Source organism: Acinetobacter sp. A1 (assembly GCF_012371315.1).
Lineage (GTDB): Bacteria > Pseudomonadota > Gammaproteobacteria > Pseudomonadales > Moraxellaceae > Acinetobacter.
On sequence record NZ_JAAZQY010000029.1, the window covers coordinates 1 to 23,745 of the forward strand.

21 protein-coding genes are annotated in these 23,745 nt (G+C 42.4%); 20 read left to right on the top strand and 1 reads right to left on the bottom strand.

All coding sequences use genetic code 11. From position 1 onward, the window contains the following. Positions 1–173: 173 nt before the first annotated feature. From HHA41_RS10140 to der, 19 genes are all read left to right on the top strand, one after another. Positions 174–980 carry an enoyl-ACP reductase gene (locus HHA41_RS10140; RefSeq protein ID WP_168418425.1) on the top strand — a complete coding sequence of 269 codons (807 nt, stop codon included), beginning with the start codon at positions 174–176 and terminating at the stop codon, positions 978–980. A 183-nt stretch (positions 981–1,163) separates the two neighbouring features. Next, the gene (glnE, locus tag HHA41_RS10145) at positions 1,164–3,908 is read left to right on the top strand and encodes a bifunctional [glutamate--ammonia ligase]-adenylyl-L-tyrosine phosphorylase/[glutamate--ammonia-ligase] adenylyltransferase (protein ID WP_168461607.1); all 2,745 of its coding nucleotides are present in this window, start codon (positions 1,164–1,166) and stop codon (positions 3,906–3,908) included. Positions 3,909–3,941: 33 nt separating this feature from the next. After that, positions 3,942–4,868, top strand: a complete 927-nt coding sequence (locus HHA41_RS10150) for a branched-chain amino acid transaminase (protein ID WP_168418427.1) — start codon at positions 3,942–3,944, stop codon at positions 4,866–4,868. 754 nt (positions 4,869–5,622) lie between these two features. Next, positions 5,623–6,153, top strand: coding sequence for a hypothetical protein (locus tag HHA41_RS10155; RefSeq protein ID WP_168418428.1), 531 nt, complete (start codon positions 5,623–5,625; stop codon positions 6,151–6,153). 98 nt (positions 6,154–6,251) lie between these two features. After that, on the top strand, positions 6,252–6,968 hold the full coding sequence (locus tag HHA41_RS10160; protein WP_104852477.1) for a fimbria/pilus periplasmic chaperone: 717 nt from the start codon (positions 6,252–6,254) through the stop codon (positions 6,966–6,968). Positions 6,969–6,971: 3 nt separating this feature from the next. Further along, the gene (locus tag HHA41_RS10165) at positions 6,972–9,281 is read left to right on the top strand and encodes a fimbria/pilus outer membrane usher protein (protein ID WP_168461608.1); all 2,310 of its coding nucleotides are present in this window, start codon (positions 6,972–6,974) and stop codon (positions 9,279–9,281) included. Between the two features lie 32 nt (positions 9,282–9,313). Beyond that, complete coding sequence (locus HHA41_RS10170; protein WP_104470588.1) at positions 9,314–9,739, top strand: hypothetical protein; 426 nt, start codon at positions 9,314–9,316, stop codon at positions 9,737–9,739. Between the two features lie 220 nt (positions 9,740–9,959). Further along, positions 9,960–11,243 carry a glycosyltransferase family 1 protein gene (locus HHA41_RS10175; protein WP_168461609.1) on the top strand — a complete coding sequence of 428 codons (1,284 nt, stop codon included), beginning with the start codon at positions 9,960–9,962 and terminating at the stop codon, positions 11,241–11,243. Between the two features lie 24 nt (positions 11,244–11,267). Further along, positions 11,268–11,819 (top strand): phosphatase PAP2 family protein, encoded by a 552-nt coding sequence (locus HHA41_RS10180; RefSeq protein WP_168461611.1) that lies wholly within the window; start codon positions 11,268–11,270, stop codon positions 11,817–11,819. A gap of 459 nt (positions 11,820–12,278) precedes the next feature. Beyond that, positions 12,279–12,479 carry a Fe-S cluster assembly protein IscX gene (iscX, locus tag HHA41_RS10185; RefSeq protein WP_104852473.1) on the top strand — a complete coding sequence of 67 codons (201 nt, stop codon included), beginning with the start codon at positions 12,279–12,281 and terminating at the stop codon, positions 12,477–12,479. 162 nt (positions 12,480–12,641) lie between these two features. Continuing rightward, a complete protein-coding gene (ndk, locus tag HHA41_RS10190; protein WP_004975092.1) occupies positions 12,642–13,073 on the top strand; it encodes a nucleoside-diphosphate kinase in 432 nt (143 codons plus the stop codon). A 138-nt stretch (positions 13,074–13,211) separates the two neighbouring features. Beyond that, on the top strand, positions 13,212–14,444 hold the full coding sequence (rlmN, locus tag HHA41_RS10195; RefSeq protein ID WP_168461613.1) for a 23S rRNA (adenine(2503)-C(2))-methyltransferase RlmN: 1,233 nt from the start codon (positions 13,212–13,214) through the stop codon (positions 14,442–14,444). Between the two features lie 54 nt (positions 14,445–14,498). After that, entirely contained in the window at positions 14,499–15,308 is an 810-nt protein-coding gene (gene pilW, locus HHA41_RS10200; RefSeq protein WP_019836295.1) for a type IV pilus biogenesis/stability protein PilW, read from the top strand. Next, the gene (locus HHA41_RS10205; RefSeq protein WP_168461615.1) at positions 15,299–16,108 is read left to right on the top strand and encodes a DUF4115 domain-containing protein; all 810 of its coding nucleotides are present in this window, start codon (positions 15,299–15,301) and stop codon (positions 16,106–16,108) included. Before pilW ends, HHA41_RS10205 begins: the two co-directional genes overlap by 10 nt. Positions 16,109–16,130: 22 nt before the next feature. Then, a complete protein-coding gene (gene ispG / locus HHA41_RS10210; RefSeq protein ID WP_104852471.1) occupies positions 16,131–17,252 on the top strand; it encodes a flavodoxin-dependent (E)-4-hydroxy-3-methylbut-2-enyl-diphosphate synthase in 1,122 nt (373 codons plus the stop codon). A gap of 3 nt (positions 17,253–17,255) precedes the next feature. Beyond that, positions 17,256–18,551, top strand: a complete 1,296-nt coding sequence (gene hisS, locus HHA41_RS10215) for a histidine--tRNA ligase (protein ID WP_104852470.1) — start codon at positions 17,256–17,258, stop codon at positions 18,549–18,551. A 30-nt stretch (positions 18,552–18,581) separates the two neighbouring features. Further along, complete coding sequence (locus tag HHA41_RS10220; RefSeq protein WP_168461617.1) at positions 18,582–19,286, top strand: tetratricopeptide repeat protein; 705 nt, start codon at positions 18,582–18,584, stop codon at positions 19,284–19,286. After that, positions 19,283–20,431, top strand: coding sequence for an outer membrane protein assembly factor BamB (gene bamB / locus HHA41_RS10225; RefSeq protein WP_168418435.1), 1,149 nt, complete (start codon positions 19,283–19,285; stop codon positions 20,429–20,431). The genes HHA41_RS10220 and bamB overlap by 4 nt, the downstream gene beginning before the upstream one ends. Positions 20,432–20,592: 161 nt before the next feature. Beyond that, on the top strand, positions 20,593–22,005 hold the full coding sequence (gene der / locus HHA41_RS10230; protein WP_168418436.1) for a ribosome biogenesis GTPase Der: 1,413 nt from the start codon (positions 20,593–20,595) through the stop codon (positions 22,003–22,005). Positions 22,006–22,089: 84 nt separating this feature from the next. Here der and HHA41_RS10235 read toward each other — a convergent pair whose 3' ends face one another. Further along, the gene (locus HHA41_RS10235) at positions 22,090–22,863 is read right to left on the bottom strand and encodes an SDR family oxidoreductase (RefSeq protein ID WP_168418437.1); all 774 of its coding nucleotides are present in this window, start codon (positions 22,861–22,863) and stop codon (positions 22,090–22,092) included. A gap of 108 nt (positions 22,864–22,971) precedes the next feature. On the opposite strand from HHA41_RS10235, the gene mazG reads away from it, so the two are divergent. Further along, positions 22,972–23,736, top strand: a complete 765-nt coding sequence (mazG, locus tag HHA41_RS10240; protein ID WP_168461619.1) for a nucleoside triphosphate pyrophosphohydrolase — start codon at positions 22,972–22,974, stop codon at positions 23,734–23,736. The last annotated feature ends 9 nt before the right edge of the window (positions 23,737–23,745 follow it).

The following is a 23,745-nucleotide window of genomic DNA, read 5'->3' on the forward strand; positions in this document are numbered from 1 at the left end:
GAGCAAACTAAAACCGAGCTAATTGCTTAACTCGGTTTGAAGTGGAATACTGTCAATCTATTTCAGGACAAGACAAAGTTTTTACATAATCTGCAAAAAAAGGCGCATTATGCAATTTCACTCTGTGTTCAGAATTGGCATGATACAGCGAAATATATCTAGGTGAGTTTCACATGGCACAAGGTCTTTTGGCGGGTAAGCGTTTTTTAATTGCAGGTATTGCAAGTAAATTATCTATCGCATTTGGTATTGCACAAGCATTGCATCGTGAAGGTGCAGAATTAGCATTTACTTATCCGAATGAAAAACTCAAAAAACGTGTTGATGAATTCGCTGCACAATTTGGTTCAAGTATTGTTTTGCCATGTGATGTTGGTGTAGATGCAGAAATTGAGCAAACATTTGCTGAATTGGCGAAACACTGGGATGGTTTAGACGGTTTGGTTCACTCTATTGGTTTTGCACCTGCACATACTTTAGATGGTGACTTTACCGATGTTACTGACCGTGATGGCTTTAAAGTTGCACATGACATCAGTGCTTATAGCTTAATTGCAATGGCACGTGCTGCAAAACCATTATTACAAGCTCGCCAAGGTTGCGTATTGACGCTGACTTATCAAGGTTCTGAACGTGTTATGCCTAACTATAACGTGATGGGTATGGCCAAAGCTTCTTTGGAAGCAGGCGTGCGTTATTTAGCTTCAAGCTTGGGTGCGGAGGGTATTCGTGTAAATGCAATTTCTGCAGGTCCAATTCGTACCCTTGCAGCATCAGGCATTAAATCATTCCGTAAAATGTTAGACCTGAATGAAAAAGTTGCACCGTTAAAACGTAACGTGACGATTGAAGATGTTGGTAATGCCGCATTATTCCTATGCTCACCATGGGCCAACGGTATTACAGGTGAAATTCTGTATGTCGATGCAGGCTTTAATACTGTAGGCATGAGCGCAGATTTAATGCTAGATGCTGAATAAGCATTGCATCTAGTAAATCAAACCGAAGTTTAGGCTTCGGTTTTTTTATGGGTATATTTTCAAAATAGAGATATTTTACAGATCACTGCAATTTTATTTCCTTGTTGCAGGCAACTGCTGTTATAACTAGAAAGTTGTCTTTTGACAAAACTTTAAAATAAAGCTCGGTTTAAGGTTGTGAAAATGAATGCGGAACAATTGCAAAAAACATTACATGCCAGTCAATACGCAGAACAAGTCTTGGCAAATCACGAAGCCTTGTTACAACAGGATTATGCAATTGACCAATTTCTGAAACCACTGAGTGCCGATTATATTCATCAACTGGTCATTTCGACTTTACAAGACATCAGTGATGAAACCCTGTGGATGAAAACCCTGCGCATTTTACGTGCGCGTTTAATGTTCCGCTGGATTTGGCAAGATGCCAATCAACTGACCGATGTGGTGACACTGACGCAAGAACTTTCTGATTTTGCCGATATTTGTGTGCAAGTGGCCAAAGATTTTGCGCGAGTTCCGCTGGTTGCCAAACATGGTGAACCAATGGGATATAACAGCAAAGTGCAGGATTTAATTGTGGTGGCTATGGGTAAGCATGGCGCACAGGAGCTGAATTTATCCAGTGACATCGACCTGATTTTTGCTTTTGATGAACAAGGCGAAACCAACGGACGCAAGTGCATTGAAGTACAGCAATTCTGTATTTTATGGGGACAAAAGCTGATCTATCTGCTAGATCACATCACTGCAGATGGTTTTGTATTTCGTGTTGATATGCGTTTACGTCCGTGGGGCGATGGTTCAGCTTTGGCCATTAGTCATGTGGCATTGGAAAAATACTTAAGTCAGCATGGACGTGAATGGGAGCGCTATGCATGGATTAAGGCACGTATTATCACGGGCGGGCAAGAAGGCGATGAACTGTTGGAGATGACCCGACCTTTCGTATTTCGTAAATATGTCGATTACACTGCCTTTGAAGCCATGCGCGAAATGAAAGCCATGATTGAGCGCGAAGTGCAGCGCCGTAATATTGAAGACAATATTAAACTGGGTGCGGGGGGAATTCGTGAGGTTGAGTTTATCGTACAGGTTTTTCAGCTGATTTACGGTGGCTCAAAGCTGGAATTGCAAGACCGTCAATGTTTAGTCAATTTACGCCATTTGGGTGAGGCAGAATTATTAGAGCCGCAAGCGGTGCTGGATTTAGAAGATGCCTATTTGTTCCTGCGCCGGGTTGAGCATGCTATTCAAGCCTTGAATGATCAGCAAAGCCAAGCCCTACCTACCGAACCTGAACTACGTGCACGTATTAGCGATACCTTGGGTTTTGCTGACTGGGACAGCTTCATGCAGACCCTGAATGAAAAGCGTGTCAAAGTGATTTATCAGTTTGAACATTTAATTAAAGAAAATGAACCCGATTCCTTGCTAGAAAATTATAGTCAGCTGGAAAAACAACTGAATGCGGTACTGGATGATCAAGCGAAAAACCTAGTACATGAGTTTTGGTATGGGCACGGCATAAAAAAACTCACAGCCAAAGCTTTACAGCGTTTAAAAACCTTTTGGCCACACTTGATTGAAGCGGTGTTGCAATCAGAACATCCACAAATGGCATTGATGCGTTTAATGCCATTGGTGGAGTCTGTACTACGCCGTACTGTGTATTTGGTGATGCTGATTGAAAGCAAGGGAGCTTTACAGCGCTTGGTAAAAATGGCCACGGTCAGCCCATGGATTTGTGAAGAACTGACTCAATATCCTGTGTTGTTGGATGAATTTCTATCTATGGATTTTGAATTGCCGAAGCGTAGTGATTTGGAAGATTCGCTACGCCAGCAATTGCTGCGTATTGAGCTGGATGAAGTTGAAGATTTAATGCGGGTGCTGCGTTTATTCAAAAAATCCAATGTGCTCACGGTTGCAGCCAGTGATGTATTGGCAGAAAGCCACTTGATGAAAGTGTCCGATGCGCTGACGGATATTGCCGAAGTAACAGTAAATGCAGCGTTGCAACTGGCGTATCAAATTACGGCTAAAAAGCATGGTTATCCGCTCGACAGTGAAGGGCAGCGCTGTGGTTTAGAACATAATGCTTTTGCGATTATAGGCTATGGTAAGGTCGGTGGGATTGAGCTGGGTTATGGTTCAGATTTGGATTTGGTCTTTGTGCATGCCATGGATGAACAAGCCGATACCGATGGGATGAAACCCATCAGTGGTTTTGAATTTGCCATGCGGGTTGCGCAAAAGTTTGTTTCGCTTATGACCACACAAACCCTAGATGGCCGTGTCTATGAGGTCGATACCCGTTTACGTCCATCGGGTGAAGCAGGTTTATTGGTCACCAGTTTGCGAGCTTTTGAACAATATCAGCTTAAAAGTGCATGGTTGTGGGAGCATCAGGCCTTAGTACGTGCGCGCAGTATTGCGGGCGAGCAACGTTTACGTGACAAGTTTGAAGTATTGCGCTGTCAGATTTTGACTCAGCCACGTGAAGAAGCACATGTGCGCAGTGAAGTGCTGAAAATGCGTCAAAAAATGAAAGATCATTTGGGTTCATCCAAAGAGCAAAAAAAAGATGGAATTTTTCATTTAAAACAGGATGCAGGTGGTATCGTTGATATCGAATTTATGGCACAGTATGCGGTATTAGCCTGGAGTGGGTCGAATCCTGATCTCGCCCATTATTCCGACAACGTAAGAATCCTTGAAGATGCCGCAAAAACAGGTTGCTTATCCAGCGACGATGCGACAGCATTGATTCAAGCTTATCTCCGTGAACGAGCCGAAAGCCACCGCTTAGCCCTTGCAAATCAATCCATGCAAGTCAATGCTGCGGACTGGTACGATACCCGTGAGGTCGTTTGCAAGTTATGGCAAAGATTAATTGATCCGACTGCAATGTCTGCGTTGGATTAAAATGACTATGTATAAACATTTGGAGTGTGTGCCATGAATTTGGCTGATCGTGATGGTTTTATTTGGCAAGATGGACAATTGGTTGACTGGCGTGATGCAAAAATTCACGTCTTAACGCATACCTTACACTACAGTATGGGTGTGTTTGAGGGTGTCCGCGCTTATGAAACGCCAAACGGAACTGCGATTTTCCGTCTTCAGGACCATACTAAGCGTTTGTTAAACTCTGCCAAAATTTATCAAATGAAAGTACCATTTGATCAAGCAGCTTTAGAGCAAGCGCAAATTGACGTGGTACGTGAAAACAAACTTTCATCGTGCTACTTACGTCCATTAATCTGGATTGGTTCTGAAAAATTGGGTATCGCTGCAACCAATAACACCATTCATGCTGCTGTTGCCGCTTGGGGTTGGGGTGCATATTTAGGTGAAGAAGCGATGGCCAATGGTATTCGCGTTAAAACTTCATCGTTTACGCACCATCATCCAAACGTGACTATGTGTAAAGCCAAAGCTTCTGGTAACTACACTTTGTCTATTCTTGCACACCAAGAAGTCGCGCAAGCAGGTTATGATGAAGCGATGTTGATGGACCCACAAGGTTATGTATGTCAAGGTTCTGGTGAAAACGTATTCTTAATTAAAGATGGCGTTTTACATACACCAGACATCGCAGGCGGTGCTTTAGATGGTATTACGCGTCAAACAGTGATCACTATTGCTAAAGACTTGGGTTATGAGGTGGTTGAACGCCGTATTACACGTGATGAATTCTACATTGCTGACGAAGCATTCTTTACAGGTACAGCAGCAGAAGTTACCCCAATTCGTGAATACGATGACCGTGTAATTGGCTGTGGTTCACGTGGCCCAATTACCACTGAAATTCAAAAAACTTTCTTTGATGCAGTTCAAGGCAAGAATGACAAATATGCACATTGGTTGACTTACGTTAAATAAGTCACGCGTGTGTACCTGAGTCTATATTACTGACTCAGGTGTGATGACCCCATTCAGGCAGTGGCTTGAATGGGGTTTTGTTTTGTCTGCTATTACGTTATTGAACGGCTAAACTTCTTGGGAGGTTTATTTCTCACGTTACAGACATAGATGAATGATCAACTGTTTCTTCGTTGAGCTGGTGATGTACTAATTTGATCTTTTGGATAAATTCAGCCGCCCAAAACATGGCTTTTTTATAGCGAGAGGCAATCCCTACAATTGGTGAGATTTGATTTTAAAAAACGCTCAGTCTGTCGAATGTGATAGGAGATAGTGAATCAAATACGTGAAAAGTGTAGTAAAAATTAGACTAGAAACCGAATTTTGACCATTCTTTCAAAAATAAATCCACTTAAAATGTAACAAAAGTTAAAATAAAAATGTTATTAAAGTTAAATAAAAACAATGTGTTGGTTTAAATGTAAATAAATATATATTTTTCATTATCCCTAAAATTTGGATCACAAATTTTGGGGAGTGAGCTGCTCCCTAGTTTTTTGCGATGTCATTTAAAACAGTACTTTAATCTCGTAATTTGCTGAAATTCAAAGTTTATTAAAAATTGTGTGAAATGGGGCGTATAGATGGATTTTTGTGAGAAATACCTAAAATGAAGAAACTTGCTAAGGATTGAGTTTCAATAATTCTAACGATATCTCAAGCGAGTGAATGATTAAAAAATGGTTTTTTATAAGAGTTATGGAGAAGTGACATGTCTAAATTTATTAAAACTGCTGCTGCTTTGATGGTTTTCGGAGCTTTTTCAACGGTAACAATGGCGGGTGGTAATCATCATCCTAAACCAAACCCTAAGCCAACCCCAGTATGTAACGAAGGGCCATGTACAGGAAGTATTCCAATTCAAGTGATTGTGCCTAAGCGCTGTGAGCTGAAAGTGAAAACACCAAGTATCTCATTAAAAGATGGTGCACAAGCTTCTGGTCAATTTATGGTTGGGGCGAATGCAAACTACAACTTATTGGTCGATACCGACAACCGTGTTGGTGGAGGCAAAACAACCAAATCTGCAGCCAAATCAGGTAATCATGCAGTGGGCTTAACGGTTGAAACCAAACGTGCGGGTTCACCATCTTTGATTCAGTTAAACGATCAGCAAACCAATATTGCGCCAGGCAACAATGGCTGGAGTACTTACAATGTCTTGGTTAAAAGTGACGGTGTAGGTATTTCTAAACCAGCGGGTACCTATACCGATAAATACAACATTCGAGTGTCATTCTAATTCACTTGAACGCAATCTGAATCAGTTGGCTTTACCGACAGGGTGGAGTCAACTTTTTAGTCTAAAGACAAGCGTAATCAGACATTGTTGGGGGATGCATGAAAAAATTATTGAAATATGTGCTGGTCGCAAGTTGTTTATGTGCAGAGGCAGTTTATGCAAATTTGGTGATTTCACCGACTCAAATGTATTTGGGCGATAAAGCACGACAGCGCAGTGCAACAGTAGTCATGGAAGCCACAGATCTTACTGAACCGAAAAGCTTTGAAATGTCTGCCTACAAATGGTCGCAAAATGCACAGGGTGAAGATGTGCTAGAACCAGAACAAGACATCTTAATTAATCCTAAAAACTTTGTTTTACAACCGAATGCACAACAAGTGATACGCGTAGGTTTTAGCCGACCACTTTCTAAGGAAGAAATGGCGCAAGAAAAAACTTGGCGTATTGTTTTTAAAGAAATTGCCCCTGTGGTGGAAGAAGACGCTCTCCAATTTTTATTTACGATTTCTGTTCCTTTATTTGTGGGTAAGCAAGATGCCATTCAGGTGACTGCAACCCCGCGTTATCAAAACGACCATTTGTTTTTAGAGATAGAAAATCATGCTGCATCGCATGTGCAAATTTCTTCAATCAGCATTTTAAACCAACAAAAACAACCCATCGCAACCACACGTGAAATGAAATATTTGTTAAATCAACAAAAACACAGCTTTGATATGGGGCAAATCAAACTCAGTGATTTGAAAAATTACATACTCAAACTTGAAACAGATAAAAGTGAGCAAGCCATTGAGTTAAAAATGAAGGGCTAAATCATGCATAGAACTCGACTGTTTTTTGCGCTGCAATGTGTCCTGTGGGGGATACCATTGCCCGCCAATGCTGCCAATACTGAAATGGCATTGAATAGTGTCTGGCTAAATGGCGTAGATCGTGTCATTGAAAGTCTAGTGTTGCAGCAGGATGGGCAACGCTATATGGAATGCGAGGTTTTGCAACAACTCGGTTTACAGCAAGACCGTTTACAAAAACACAGTGCACAAACTCAGTTCTGTTCTGTAACCACCAATGAAATTCAGTCTGAGCAAGATTTTGCGCTGCAAGCGATTAAATTAACTGTACCTGCCAGCTATTTTATAGATGCACAATTGAGCCAAACCCATGCGATTCCGTCTAAAGCAGAGTTGGGCGGTTTTTTAAATTATGATGTGCTGTATGCACGTTATGATAATTACAATGAATTAAATGGCTTGGCGGAGCTTGGTATTTTTAAAGATTACTGGATTTTTAAAAATGGCATGATGTATCGCAAAGAGGCAGAACAAGATCAAGATAAGCTGCTGCGTTTGAATACCAGTTTTGAAATAGAATTTCCATCTCGTTATCAGCGTTTAACTTTGGGTGATAACACTAGCGTTTACAATCCTTTATTAGATACATTCAGATTTGGTGGTGTGTCTTTTGGTTCAAATTTTAGCAGTTATCCAGACTTTATTTATTGGAATGTACCCACCTTAAGAGGCAGTGCTGTACTGCCATCCACCGTCGATTTATACATTAATGGCATCAATCTATATCAGCAACAAGTGACGCCTGGGCACTATACCTTAAATACGGGTGCAAATATTCAGCAGTCGGGCGAGGCGCAAGTGGTGGTGGAAGATGTATTGGGAAATCGTACCGTGCAATCTTTTCCAGTTTATGTCACCACGCAACTACTCAAACCAGGACTGAACGAATACAACTTTTCTGCAGGAAAGCTGCGTTATGACTACGACTACGTGTCGGATGATTATCGGGAGTTTTTTGGCAACCTTTATTTCAGACGTGGAATTACAGACAGCACGACTTTAGGAACCAATTTAAGTTATAGCAAAGATATGCAGAATGTCGGGTTGCTATGGACGCAATCTCTCAGCAAATATGCCTTGTTAGATACGCATGCTGCGTCTAGCCACAGTGATTGGGGCGATGGTTATACCTTTGGCGCTTCGTTAAGCCGTAATGGAAGTCGGCTTGCACTTGGTGCAAGTCATAAATACTACAGTCCTGAATATCGTGGTTTGGGTTATAGCGATATGACACAAACAGTGGAATACGACAACTTAGCTTATGTCAGTATTTTCAATATTCCTTTAATCAATACCTTAAATGTGAACTATCTAGAGCGCCGTTATCATCCCAATGCAAATAATAGCTTTGCAGATAGCCAAATGCTTACAGTTGGTTTTTCTCGTATGTTTGGGCGTCAAACTTCACTGTCGTTTTCTTATTATAAAGATTTGAAAGTGCAGGATAGTGACGGGGCATATTTAACACTGAATTATCAATTTGACCAACGCCGCAGTGCGCAGCTTTCGCATAATTTTGATGAGCAAACCCAGTTGCGTTATGCACAGAGCAGCCTGACGCAAAATGGTGTGGATTACACTCTTGCTGTGCGTCACCAACAAACAGAAGGGGATATTGGGGTAAATGCCTATACCGCCCTGAAAATGCCGATGGGTAATCTATATTTAAGCCACGATGAAAGTGAGCGTTTTAGCTATAGTCAAGCCAATTATCAGGGTGCAGTGGTTTGGTTAGATCGAAAATGGGCCATGACCAAATACGTAGACAATGCCTTTGCATTGGTAAATGTCGGTGATATTCCAAATGTAGAAGTACAACGGGCTTTAACACCAGTCGGCAAAACCAATCAAAAAGGCTATGTGTTTGTGCATGACATTGTACCTTACGTCAATTACGACGTGTCTTTTGATCAAGACCAGTTAGACATGTATGACAGCTTTGAATATTCAAGCCAAAAAGTGATTGGTATGAATCAACGTGGTTATAAAGTGAATTTTCCTGTGCAGCGTACAGGATTGATTATATTACGTTTACTTACAGCTGATCAGCAGCCGTTTGTGCAGGGAAGTGAGGTGTATTTAAGTCGTGATACCACTGAGTTTGTACCTGTGGGCAGTGATGGAAATGTACATTTATATGGTGTGAAACCCGGCAGCTATACGCTAAAAGTCAAAACCAAAGGTGGAAAGATTTGCCATAGTCAGCTTGAAGTACCTCAAGTTAAAGCTGGCACGGTTCCGCAAACAACGCAAATGGATTTGATTTGTCAGTAAGCATGTCAGCATGATGAGTGAGGGTGAGAAAAATGAAAAGATTAGAGATCGTAAAAAAAATAAGCCTGTTGTTGTGTGGCTGTTGGGTCTGTGTTCCTGCACAGGCCTGCACCATTGGTTCGGTGAGTGAGTCTTTATTGCAAATGAGTGCTCAATACCGTAGTCAGACGGCAACCAGTTTTAATGTGCGCTGTGATCGTGGTTATAGTATTCAGTTTAGTAGTCGTAATTTACGGGACAAGCACGGCAGCAGTTTTGTAAACAATGGTGCTCACCGTTTACGTACCAGTATGCGCATTATGGGTGCAAAAAATAATCTGTGGAACACGCCAATTGAAGGACAGACTTCTGCATCAGGGCATAAATACAGTGTAGCGGTAAGGTTAGATGAACAGCCGAGTTTGACAACGCCAGCAGGACGCTATACCGATGAGTTATACGTTAACTTACTGTTTTAGATGTTTTAATGTGCAGCAGGCTCACGATAATGTATTGAACAGGCAGGTATTGAATATCTGCTTTTTTTCATCTGTTCTTGGGCCGACTAACAGCAAATTATGGGGTTTCTAGCTTTTAAAATTGTATAAAAAATGACAAACATGTCACCAAAGCATCATATTATTGCAATGCTGCTGTATTAGGCTAACTAGCATAAAATAAGAATTGAGCAGAAAGGCGATGAGCAATGTATTGGCAAAGCAGAGCAGTAAATTAGAGCGTTACAGCGATGCATTTAAATTTTATTTCAAACAAGATCAACAACAAAAAAATAGCCAGCCTCAATCTGAACTCTCAGACCTTGTCCGCCCACGTTTAAAAATCGCCCTTGTGACAGAAACCTGGCCACCCGAAATTAATGGTGTAGCACGTTCATTGCAGCAATTGTGCAAAGGTTTACAGACACTTGGGCATAAAATTCTGCTCATACGCCCTGAACAAAAACAGCATGATGGCCAGTTTCAGCCTTATAAAGAGTGTCTGGTTAAAGCCCAAGCGATTCCTAAATATAATAATTTACAATTTGGCTGGCCACAGTGGTCTAAACTCTCGCAGGCGCTAGACGAGTTTGAGCCAAATGTAGTGCATATTGTGACCGAAGGGCCTTTGGGGTTGGCAAGCTTGCATTTGGCAAAATCAAAACGTATCCCTGTTTCCAGTGGTTTTCACTCTGCATTTCAGGATTTTAGCCGCTTTTTTGATTTGGCTTTTTTACTTAAACCGATACAACACTATCTAAAGTGGTTCCATAACAATACTTTGCTGACCTGTGTGCCGAGTCACGACACAGAAAAATCATTGCGTCAGTTTGGCGTGGAAGGGCCACTGGTGATCGTTGGGCGTGGTGTCGATGTCGAGCACTTCTCTCCTGAGTTTCGTTCAACAGCGCTCAGAGCACGCTGGGGGGCAGAAGAAAACACCCGAGTGATGTTGTATGTAGGGCGTTTATCGCCAGAAAAAGAAGTCAATTTAATTATTGATGCCTACCACAGCATGACCCAAAAAACGGAACAAGCTGTGAAATTGGTGGTGGTGGGTGATGGGCCAGATCGTCAGCGTCTAGAAGCCATGAATTTGCATGGGGATATTATTTTTACTGGCAGTTTAAGTGGCACAGCGCTTGCAGAAGCTTATGCCAGTGCTGATGTATTTACCTTTGCCAGTCAGGTCGAAACCTTTGGCAATGTAGTATTGGAAGCCATGGCCAGTGGTTTACCTGTGGTTGCTTATGACTATGCTTGTGCCAATTTACACGTTCGTCCAACTGAAACAGGCTGGCTCAGCCCACCGGGACAGCATACACATTTAGTCGGTCATATTCACCGACTTCCAGATATTACAACCCTTAGACAAATGGGCGAAAAAGCCCGCAAAGCGACTTTAAATATTGGCTGGCAACACCCAGTCCAACAATTTGAGCAGGCGTTATATCAGGTGGCAGAGGAGCGATACATGCCATCTTAGTTATGCGCCAAAAGGAGAGAACTGATGAAGTTTAAAAATGCAAAAATAAGAATGCTGGATCTCGACTTAAAAGGCTGTTTGTATCTTAACCATTTTTCCCACTCTCAGCGGGTGGCGCAATTCTTTAAAGTTATTAGCCGTTTGGGCGATGGCGTGTTCTGGTATGTCATGCTAGCAAGCGCGTGGATCATGCAGGGCATTGGCTACAGCTTACAAATTATTTATCTTTTATTGGGCGGCTCGGTTGGTACAGGTATTTATAAATACCTCAAACAAAAAACAGTTCGTCCACGTCCCTATCAGGTTCACCAAGTCATTCGTTTAGGTGAGCGTCCGCTAGATCATTTTAGCTTTCCATCGGGTCACACATTACATGCAGTAATGACCACCACAGTGTTGGGTTATATTCAGCCAGTATTGTTGATGTTGATGTTGCCCTTTACGATTTTGGTAGCTATTTCCCGTATGATTTTAGGTTTGCACTATCCAAGTGATGTGGCCGTCGGGGCGATGATTGGAGGGGCTGTAGCGAGTGCGATTATTTTGGCTGCACCTTATGTAAATATTGTTTTATAAGTGGTTTGTATCTCAAGTTTATATTAAGAACTTGAGTATGAATTTATTGATTAGAGGGCTAAAGAGTTATAACGGAGTCCTATTAATTACGGTCAAACAGTTGGATAAACCTTCGGTTCGACCTACTTTACTACACATATTTTCATTCAGCAAAATGAGAAGCTGAGTGTTTCGCGAGAACATCATCTTGCGGAGTAACGCTACTCATCATAAAAGCGATTTTCCATATTTGGATTACTGCTCCATTGTTGACTTGCGCTGCAAACAAAGCAGTGCTTGTTTTTGCTCAGGTTGTGGATGACGTTTCCGAGTATCAGATGTATGTGATTGAGTACCATTAAGTATGGTTTTATGTGTGTAAATCATATTTGAAAAGTTATAGATCAGATACAGAAAGGCAGGCAGCTTTGGTGAAATTTGTTAAAGTAGTCGCTGTCTTAAATAGAATAGGGAATACACATGGGTTTACGTTGGACAGATAGCATCGACATTGCGATTGAATTATATGAAGCACATCCCGATGTGGATCCACAATGGATTCGTTTTACCGATTTACACGCGTGGGTCTGCGCTTTACCTGAGTTTGAAGATAACCCAGAAAAATCGACAGAAGGTTTGTTAGAAGCCATTCAAATGGCGTGGATTGACGAAGCACGTTAAAAATAGTGCTGTGAAGCCAGACGGATTTATCCGATGTCGATCTGCATAATTTGCTTCATATCGAAAAAAGCAATTTTTTTACACATCAAAAGCAGAAAACAGCCCATTATTCGGTATAATGCGGCAAAATTTTCGCGTCAACATTGACTTAAGGAGCCAATCATGGCTATTGAACGTACTTTATCTATCGTAAAACCAGATGCAGTTGCTAAAAACCACATCGGTGACATCTTTGCTCGTTTCGAAAAAGCTGGTCTTAAAATCGTTGCGACTAAAATGAAACACCTTTCTCAAGCTGAAGCTGAAGGCTTCTATGCAGAGCACAAAGAACGTGGTTTCTTTGGTGACCTAGTTGCGTTCATGACTTCTGGTCCAGTAGTTGTGTCAGTTCTTGAAGGTGAAAATGCAGTTCTTGCTCACCGCGAAATTTTAGGTGCAACAAACCCTAAAGAAGCTGCACCTGGTACAATCCGTGCAGATTTCGCTGTAAGCATCGACGAAAACGCTGCTCACGGTTCAGACTCAGTTGCATCTGCAGAGCGTGAAGTAAACTACTTCTTTGCTCAAACTGAAGTTTGCCCACGTACTCGTTAATACGCAGTATTCAAACCAGATAAGTGTTATTATGCTTATCTGGTTTTTTATTCTCCGAATTTTTATTTTCTGAATAAACCCTTGCTCACCTCTTGAGCATCTCCTTTCATCTTTAGACATGGTTTAGGTAATACACACATGAGTACAGAAGTCCTCGCTGCATCTGCGACAGATGTTCAGCAAGCATCTGCATCCGCTCCTGCACAGTCCAATACTGCAGAGAAAGTGAATCTCCTTGGCATGTCACGTCCACAAATGGAAAAATTCTTTGAAGAGTTAGGCGAAAAGAAATTCCGTGCAGGGCAGGTGATGAAATGGATTCACCAGTTTTTTGTTACAGACTTTGCCGAAATGACCAATATTTCGGGCAAGTTACGTGAAAAACTGGAAAAGATTTGTGAAATTAAAGCGCCAGAAGTGGTGCATAAAAACTATTCTAAAGACGGTACGCGTAAGTGGGTGTTCCGTGTGGGCGAAGGTGAAGGCTCACTCGTCGAAACTGTCTTGATTCCTGCAGAAGATAAAACTGGCTCACGCAAAACCTTGTGTATTTCATCGCAAGTGGGTTGTGCGCTAGACTGTTCATTTTGCTCTACAGGTAAACAAGGCTTCCAGCGTGACTTGACTCAAGCCGAAATTATTGGTCAGTTGTGGATGGCAAACTATTCCTACATGGAAGATGTGCCAGTGGTAGAGCGTGAGCGTTCTGTGACCAACGTGGTGATGATGGGCATGGGTGAACCATTGCTGAATTACGATGCTGTTTTGAATTCTATGCGCATCATGTTAGATGACTTTGCCTATGGTATGTCTAAGCGCCGTGTGACCTTATCTACCTCGGGCGTAGTGCCTAAAATTGATCAATTGGCACAAGACATTGATGTTGCCCTAGCAATTTCTTTACATGCCACCAATAACCAATTACGTGATGAGCTGGTTCCAATCAACAAAAAATATCCGTTGGAACAATTGATTGCGGCTTGTCAGCGTTATATTGGCAAAGATGGCAATGAAAGTGCCCGTAAACACGTGACCATTGAATATGTCATGTTAGATGGTGTGAATGACCATCCTGAACATGCACAGCAAATGATTCAGTTACTCAAGAACCTGCCAAGCAAAATTAATTTGATCCCATTTAATCCATTTCCGCACGCACCGTATGGGCGTTCTAGCCGAAATCGAATTATTTCTTTCCAAAAAACTTTGTCTGATGCAGGTTTTGTGTGTACGATTCGTCAGACACGTGGTGATGATATTGATGCTGCCTGTGGGCAATTGGTCGGACAAGTCGCCGATCGTACCCGTCGTGCAGAGCAGTGGAAAAAGAAAGTTGCAGCGCAAAATGAAATTATACGCTCGCAAGGATAATGACTTGTATAGATAAGCGACTTGCATCGAATTAAGACGCAAAGGGGATGTCCATTGAATAAGCCTGTATTTAAATTCGCACAAATTACAACCGTTTGTATTTCGGCAATTTTTGCTGCAGCTTGTCAAACCACAGCGCCAACGCTCGGACAAAAAGACCCAGAAAAAGCAGTACAAGTACGCACTCAACTTGCCGCAGAATATTTAAAAAATGGCGACTTAGATTCTGCTAAGCGTGCGTTGGATCAAGCTTTGGAAAGCGATTCACGCGATTCATCTGCCAATATGATGATGGGAGTGTTGTTGCAGCAAGAAGGTAGCAAGCTGAATCTAGAAAAAGCCGATGCCTATTTCAAGCGTGCCATTGCTGCTGACCCTCAAAATGCACAAGCGCGTAACAACTATGGTACGTATTTATATCAAGTAGAACGTTATAATGAGGCGATTGAACAGCTCAGTATTGCTGGTGCAACACTGGGTTATGATCAGCGTTTTAGAGCATTAGAAAACGTAGGGCGTATTTATTTAAAGTTGGGTGATGTCGCGAATGCCGAAAAATCATTCAAACAAGCCTTGCAAGCCAACCGCGATTCTTATGTTTCAATGTTAGAGTTGTCTGAAATTTTATATTTAAGACAACAATTTGCACCCGCTCGACAATTGTATGAACAGTTTGTACGTGCGGTCGGGCAAAAAAATCAGGGTGCGCGTGCCTTATGGATTGGGATTCGTTTAGCACGTGCCAATGGCGATCAATTGGGAACTCAGGTTTTAGTGAACCAGCTGCGTGCATTATTTCCCAATAGCCAAGAATACCAACGTTATTTGCAATTACAGTACAGTACTGAGGCCGTATGGAAGTAAATCCTAATTCACCGCAACCATCACAGGGGAGCAATCAGGTACCCCATGCATTAGGAAATGTTCAACGTCCAGGTGAGTACCTTCGTCAAATTCGTGTGAATCAAAAACGCGATCTGGCTGATGTTTCAAAAGATTTGAAAATTCCATTGAAAACACTGACTGCACTTGAGCAGGATGAATATACTGCCTTGCCAGAAGCAACCTTTATTAAAGGTTATTATCGTACCTATGCCAAATATTTGCAGGTCGATGCTTCTGCGATTATTCAGCGTTTTGATGAAATTTATGCCAACGATACAGGTCTGTTGCCCAACCATGCCTTGAACAATTCACCCATCAAAATTATGGGGAAGCTGCCTGGTTCCAACCGTGATCGTAATAAGAAGTGGCTGACCCGTATCGCGATTGCAATTGCCGTCTTATTGCTTCTGTGGGCTTTGGTGGCATTGATTCAGAACTGGATGTCTTCTAGTCAAGACACTGCTGAACCTGAAATTGCAGTGCTGCAATCTGATGTGCAAATCATTTCAGACAATGCAACGGTTGGCACAACCTCACTTGCTTCAGGTGATCAATTGAATTTGCAATTCGCACGTCCAACTTCAGTGCATATTGTCGACTCTGCAGGCAATGTATTGGCAACAGGACGTCAGGCATCAACTTTAAATTTACAAGGTGAAGCCCCATTCCAAATTCGTTTAGATGATGCCACTGCCGTGTCATTAAGTTTGAACAATGAGTCGATTTCATTATCGCCATATACTGTAAACGGAAAAGCCGAATTCCGTTTGTCTCGATAATGCAGCAAGGTAGAGCGATATCATGATTGTGAATCCAATTCAACGCCGTCCGACCCGTAAAATTCGTGTGGGTTCTGTTTATGTCGGTGGTGATGCACCCATTAGTATTCAGAGTATGACCAATACAGAAACCTGTGATGTAGCTGCGACTGTGGCACAAATCCAGCGTTGTGTGGATGCGGGTGTAGACATCATGCGTGTTTCTGTGCCAACAATGGAAGCCGCAGCTGCATTTGGTGAAATTCGTAAGCAAGTGTCTGTACCCTTAGTTGCAGACATTCACTTTGACTATAAAATTGCTTTGGCCGTTGCCGATGCTGGCGCAGATTGCTTGCGTATTAACCCAGGGAATATTGGCTCAGAAGCTAAAATTCGTGAAGTGGTGGCTGCTGCAAAACATCACGATATTTCCATGCGTATTGGTGTAAATGCAGGATCGCTAGAAAAAGACATTCAGAAAAAATATGGTGAGCCAACAGGGGCTGCATTGCTAGAATCTGCCATGCGTCATATTGATATTTTAGATCGCTTAGACTTTCATGAATTTAAAGTTTCAGTCAAAGCCTCTAATGTGTTTTTAACCATGGATGCTTACCGCCTGTTGTCACAACAAATTGATAATCCATTACATTTAGGCGTAACTGAAGCAGGCATTTACCGTACAGGTACGGTTAAGTCAGCAATTGCTTTGGGTGGTCTGCTCATGGAAGGCATTGGCGATACCATGCGTATTTCGCTTGCGGCAGAACCTGAAGATGAAGTCAAAATTGGTTTTGATATTCTTAAATCTTTAAGCTTACGCTCAAACGGCATTAACTTCATTGCTTGCCCAAGCTGTTCACGTCAGGAATTTAATGTGATTTCTGTGATGCAGGCTTTGGAAGAGCGTTTGGAAGATATCCGCACGCCTATGGATGTATCGGTTATTGGATGTAAAGTGAATGGCCCAGGTGAAGCCAAAGAGGCGGATATTGGTGTCGTGGGTGCAAGTCCACGTTCGTTGGTATATCGAAATGGTGAAAAAAGCCATTTAATTGATACCAACCAACTTGTTGATGAAATCGAAAGCATGGTTCGTCAACGTGTGACAGAGCTTGAAGAAGCTAAATCTAAAGAGATTATTCGTACAAATTTTTCTGAGTAAGACATGAGTTCAATTGTTGCAATCAAAGGTTTTAATGACATTCTGCCTACGCAAACTCCTGCGTGGAGACGTCTAGAGCAACATTTAGCATCACTAATGGATGCTTATGGTTATCAACAAATTCGTTTGCCAATGGTCGAGCAAACCAATTTGTTTAAGCGTTCAATTGGTGATGCGACCGATATCGTTGAAAAAGAAATGTACACTTTCTTGGACAAAGGCAATCCGCCAGAGTCTTTGACTTTACGCCCTGAAGGTACTGCGGGCTGTGTACGTGCCATGTTAGAGCACAATTTACTGCGTGGCGCGACCCCGCGTGTGTGGTATATCGGCCCGATGTTCCGCTATGAAAAGCCGCAAAAAGGCCGTTACCGCCAATTCCATCAATTTGGTGTCGAAACTTTTGGTGTTGCAACGCCAGACATGGATGCCGAACTTATTTTAATGACTGCGCGTTTATGGAAACGCATGGGCGTTGCCGATAAAGTTCGCTTAGAGTTGAATACTTTGGGTGAGTCGGATGAGCGTGCTGCGTATCGTGCTGCTTTGGTTGAGTTTTTAGAAGCTCACAAGGCCGATTTAGATGAAGATTCTCAGCGTCGTTTAAGTACCAATCCACTGCGTATTTTGGACTCTAAAGATGCTAAAACACAAAGCATCTTAGAAAATGCACCGAAATTACATGATTTTATGGGTGAAGACACCCTAAATCACTTTGCCCAGTTACAGCAATATTTAACAGATGCAGGCATTGATTTTGTAATTAATCAAAAATTGGTACGTGGTCTAGATTATTACAACAAAACAGTATTTGAATGGACAACTACGCATTTAGGTTCACAAGGCACAGTCTGTGCAGGTGGACGTTATGATGGTCTGGTTGGGCAATTGAAAGGCAAAGCAGATCAGTCTGTACCTGCCGTGGGATTTGCCATGGGTATTGAGCGTTTGTTGTTGCTACTTGAGCAAGTCGAAGACAATACACCAGTACGTGATTGTGAAGTGTTCTTGTTGGCAGACCCAAATACGCAAGGCAAGGCTTTGGTTTTGGCTGAGCAAATTCGTGACCAGTTGGAACAGGCAGGCAGCCAAATTCGCCTGAAAGTCGGTTCACAAGGTTCAATGAAAAGCCAAATGAAAAAAGCCGATCAATCAGGTGCAATCTACGCATTGATTTATGGTGAGCGCGAAGCGGAAGCACAGCAATTGGCAGTCAAAACTTTGGCAACTGCCGAGCAAACTGCAGTCGCTGTTGCTGAAATTGTGCCTTTCATCATTGAAAAATTTTCTTCACAATAAGCCAAATAACATAAGGAAAAGGGTAATCCAATGAGCGCATTGAGTGATGACGAACAACTTGATAGTTTAAAATCGTTTGCGAAAAAATATGGCTCGGCCATTATTAGCGGGATTTTAATTGCGTTGATTGCCTTTTTCGGATGGCAATATTGGCAGAAAAAAAACTTGGCTGAGCATCAAATGAATACTGCCAAAGTGCAGCAACTGATGGATGATGCACGTAACACAGAAGCGAATCCTGATGCTTTTAGTCAATTGTCTGCAACTGCCGATAAAATTGTGAAAGAAGCGCCAGACTCTGCGCAGGCCATTCAAACTCAGTTTTTAATGGCAAAATTGGCTTATGATCAGCAAGACTTTGCTGCGGCTGAAAAAGCTTTAAAGAAAGTTGAAAACTCAAAAGTGAAAGATCAGGGCTTGGTGCAACTGGTCAAGTTACGTTTGGCGTATGCACAGCTGGCTCAAAAGAAATATGACGAAGCCATTCAAAGTTTGGCAGGCGTGACCGATCCTGCATTTAAAGCTACAGCAGACGAAGCACGTGGTGATGTCTATGTTGCCAAAAATGACCGTGAAAATGCTAAAAAAGCGTATCAAAGTGCATGGGATACTTTGGTAGAACGTAAACAAGAGCGTCAAATTTTACAAATAAAACTCGAAAGTGTAGGCGTTTTGGTGGATGATCCTGAAATTGAACGCCCAGTATTAGAAACACAAGTGGATGAGAGCCAATGAATAGAAAGTATAAAATACCGTTTGCACTGACAGTTTTAACCCTCGCTTTGGTGGGATGTTCTACAAATAAAATTAAAGTTGCAGAAGTTAAGCCAAATCCACTCCCAAAACTTGAACAAGCACAGAGTTTAGTGCCTGTATTTTCGCAAAATGTATCTTCTACAACGGCAGCAGATCCACTGCGTTTACAGCTCGATGCTGCAAATGGTGTAATTTTTACGGTTGATCCTAAAGGTGAAATGGCCGCCTATCAAGGCAAACAGCGCCTTTGGCAAAAGCAAGTTTCTAAGCAAGGTCTTAGTGCTGGCGTAAAAGCTGCAGAAGGAATAGTGGTTGCAGGCAACAGCAAAGGACAATTGTTCGCCCTAGATCAGCAAACAGGCGAACAAAAGTGGGTGGCACAATTAACAGGTGCAATTCTTGCACCTTCATTGATTCAGTCTGGTCGTGTGGTCACGGTCAGCAATGATGGCACGGTGTATGCGCACAACGTAGAAACGGGTCAATTGGTATGGACCTATAACTTGCCAAACGTACAGTTTAGCTTACGTGGTATGGCTGCACCTGTTGCTTTAGACCCGCGTACAGTCTTAATTGCTTCGGCAAATGCCTATGTTTATGCCTTAGATATTGTGACAGGCGTACCACGCATGCAACGTCGTGTCGCAATCAGTGAAGGTCGTTCAGACATTCAACGCTTAAATGATATTGATGGTGACCCTGTAGTTGCCGGCCAATTCTTGGTGACCACAAGCTATCAAGGTCAGGTCACTGTATTGGACTTGGCATCGCAACAGGTGATCTGGAGCGAAGACATGAGCAGCACCAAACGCCCAGAAGTAGCGGGTAATGGTGTGTTTGTCAGTAGTGATGACGGTAAAATTGCTGCCTATGAAATCACGTCTGGGCAACAACTTTGGGAAAATGACAGTTTACTGAATCGTCGTTTGTCTAATCCTGTGTTGTTAGGTCAGTATTTGGTGGTAGGCGATTTAGACGGTGTATTGCATTTGCTTGACCCAAGTTCAGGTCAGTTGGTTGGACGCTCAAAAACCAGCGGTGAAGTACGCACATTGCGTGTCATTGACAATCAGCTCTATGTAGCAACGCAAAAGGGTGCTTTCAGCGTTTGGCAGAACCGTTAATTTTATTCTGACTTTTATGCTAAAATAGTCGTCCGTATTTTTACGCGGGGTAATTGAATGTTCAATACCCCGTGTTTTTATTTAGATATTTGATCTACTTTCTCCACAGTTTCTGATGTTCAGGCCATTTAAGTTGGCTGATCTTGTATAAAGGTTAATCTATGAAACCCGTAATTGCGCTCATTGGTCGTCCGAACGTCGGAAAATCAACGCTGTTTAACCAGATTACCAAGAGCCGTGATGCGCTTGTTGCCGACTTTGCTGGTCTGACACGTGACCGAAAATATGGTGATGCTACTTACCAAAACAAGTCCTTTATTGTTGTGGACACAGGTGGTATTGGCGAAACCGAAGGCGGTATTGACTCTTATATGGCAGAGCAGTCAAAAACTGCAATCCACGAAGCGGACATCATTATTTTTGTGGTGGATGCACGCGCAGGTTTACTCGCATCGGATGAGCAAATTGCACGTGAATTGCGTACTTTAGGCAAAAAAGTATTCTTGGTGGCCAACAAGGTCGATGGCGTACATGCCGAAGCAGCCTTGGTGGAATTCTTCAAGCTAGGTATGGGCGAACCATTACAAGTGGCTGCTAGTCACGGACGTGGCGTACAGCAAATGCTGGAAGATGTTCTGGCTGATATTCCTGAAGACGAAAACCCAGATGCACATGACCAAGACACAGGTTTGCGTTTAGCCATTATTGGACGTCCAAACGTGGGGAAATCTACGTTGGTCAACCGTTTATTGGGTGAAGAGCGCGTAGTTGCATTTGACCAACCTGGAACAACACGTGACTCGGTTTATATTCCATTTGAGCGTAATGGGCGTAAATACACCTTAATTGATACTGCGGGTGTGCGTCGTAAAGGTAAGGTGGATGAAATGATTGAGAAATTCTCAATTGTGAAAACCTTACAAGCCATGAAAGATGCTCACGTTGTGGTAGTGGTGGTTGATGCACGTGATGGTATTGTAGAGCAAGACTTACACTTGATTGGTTATGCACTCGAAGCAGGGCGTGCCATGGTGGTTGCGATTAACAAATGGGACAATATGTCTGAGTATGATCGCAAGCAATGTAAGCTAGATGTAGAACGTCGTTTTGACTTTATTCCATGGGCAAAAATTCACCTGATTTCTGCATTACATGGTACAGGTGTGGGCGATCTATACCCATCTATACACCGTGCTTATGAATCATCACATTTGAAAGTTTCACCTGCTAAACTGACACAAATTTTGAATGATGCGACTGATGCGCACCATCCACCAAAAGTACAGGGGCGTGCCATCAAAATGCGCTATGCGCATATGGGCGGACAAAACCCACCTACAATTGTCATTCACGGCAACAAGGTAGATAAAACCCCTGCGGATTACCGTCGCTATTTAGAAAATGTGTTCCGTAAAGTGTATAAACTTGAAGGTACACCGGTAAAAATTGAATTTAAAACTTCTGAAAACCCATTTGAAGGACGTAAGTCACAGGTGGATGAACGTACTGCAGCACGTCGCCGCCGCTATGTACAGAAGTTCAAGAAAGCTGAGAAAAAGTTTAAGCGTGGTTAAGCTGTCATTTTTCAAGATGCAAAAAAAGCCCGAATTTTAAATTCGGGCTTTTTATTGTGTGCGGCATATTGGGGTAGCATTACCTTATGCGCGCTTTGCCAATAATCGATTCGACCAACGATTTAACCATTGCGGGCTGATGCCAGACAATTGCATTAAGGTTTTGGCTTTTAAACCTACCGCACGGTGGGTGTTGGTCAGAATAGAGTCTTTGGCCGTTGCTTGCTGATAAACCACTTGCGCTACATCTTCTGCTGAGAGATGTACCCCCATATTTTGAATGGTGCCAGCATTCATATCTTTAACCATGGCTGTTTGCACAAAAAGTGGCATTACATCTAACACACGAATACCAAATTTATCCCATTCTATATCTAATCCTTCAGTGATGCCACGCACAGCAAATTTAGAAGCAGAGTAAGAGATTAAATCAGCTTGTCCATAAATTGCAGAGGCGGAAGACAGATTAATCACCCGAGCAAAACTAGCCTGTTTCAAATAAGGCAAAGCGGCGTGACAGCCATTCAACACGCCATTGACATTGACTGCCATGGTACGGTGATGAGCTTCTATAGGTGTATCTTCAAAAGCACCTGAATATAAAATTCCAGCATTGTTGACTAAAATATTGAGTTCACCCGCCCATTGGCAAAAATCTGACAAAGCAGCTTGCCAGCTGGTATAGTCCGCTACATCCAATAAGCCTGCATGCGCACGTTCACCCAGTTGATTGGCCAGTTGTTGGGCTTGGGTGAGATGAATGTCATAAATACCAACACGGTAACCTTGCTGGTAAAACAAACGGGCAATTGCCGCACCGATGCCTTGTGCAGCACCACTAATCAAGATACTGTGCATTTGAACTCGCTCCCTGATGTTATTTTTGTTGTGCATATCGTCCTTGCGGTTTTGAGCATAGCAAAAAATATTCAGGTTTGTGCAAAAAAATGAAATAAGGAATATCTCATGCAGCAATTGCTTTCAGTTATGCAACAACTTCGTCAACAATGTCCGTGGGATCAAAAGCAGACCCCTGAAAGTTTGACCAAATATGCAATTGAAGAGGCTTATGAAGTCGAAGCCGCAGTCCGTTCAGGCAATGTAGATGAAATCCGAGATGAACTGGGAGACCTTTTGTTGCAAGTGGTGTTTCAGGCACAAATGTATAGTGAGCAAGGCGCATTTAATTTTCAGGATGTGGTGCAAGCGATTACTGAAAAACTGATTCGTCGTCATCCACATGTGTTTCAGGCAGAACAGTTTGCCCAGTTGAGTGCTGAAGATGTGACGGCATTGTGGCAAACGATCAAACAACAAGAAAAACAGGGTAAGGCAAAATCACGTTTAGACGAAATCAAACATGCCCCTGCATTACAGCAGGCGCAGCAAATTCAGCAGCATGCAGCCCAGTTAAGCTTTGATTTTCCAACTGTAGAAGATGCGTATGCAAAACTTGAAGAAGAGTTGCAGGAATTACGGCAGGCGATTCAGCAGCAACAATCCGACGAAATACTGGATGAGTTCGGTGACTGTTTATTTTCTTTGATCAATGTAGGTCGTAAACTAGGCCTGTCCACTGAAATGGCATTATTGAGCACAATTCATAAATTTAGAACACGCTTTGCTTACATAGAAGATCAAGCCGAATTACAACAAAAACAGATTGAAGAAATGAGTTTAGAAGAAATGGATCAGCTTTGGGAGCAAGCAAAACAACAATTAAAAGAATAGGTTAATCAT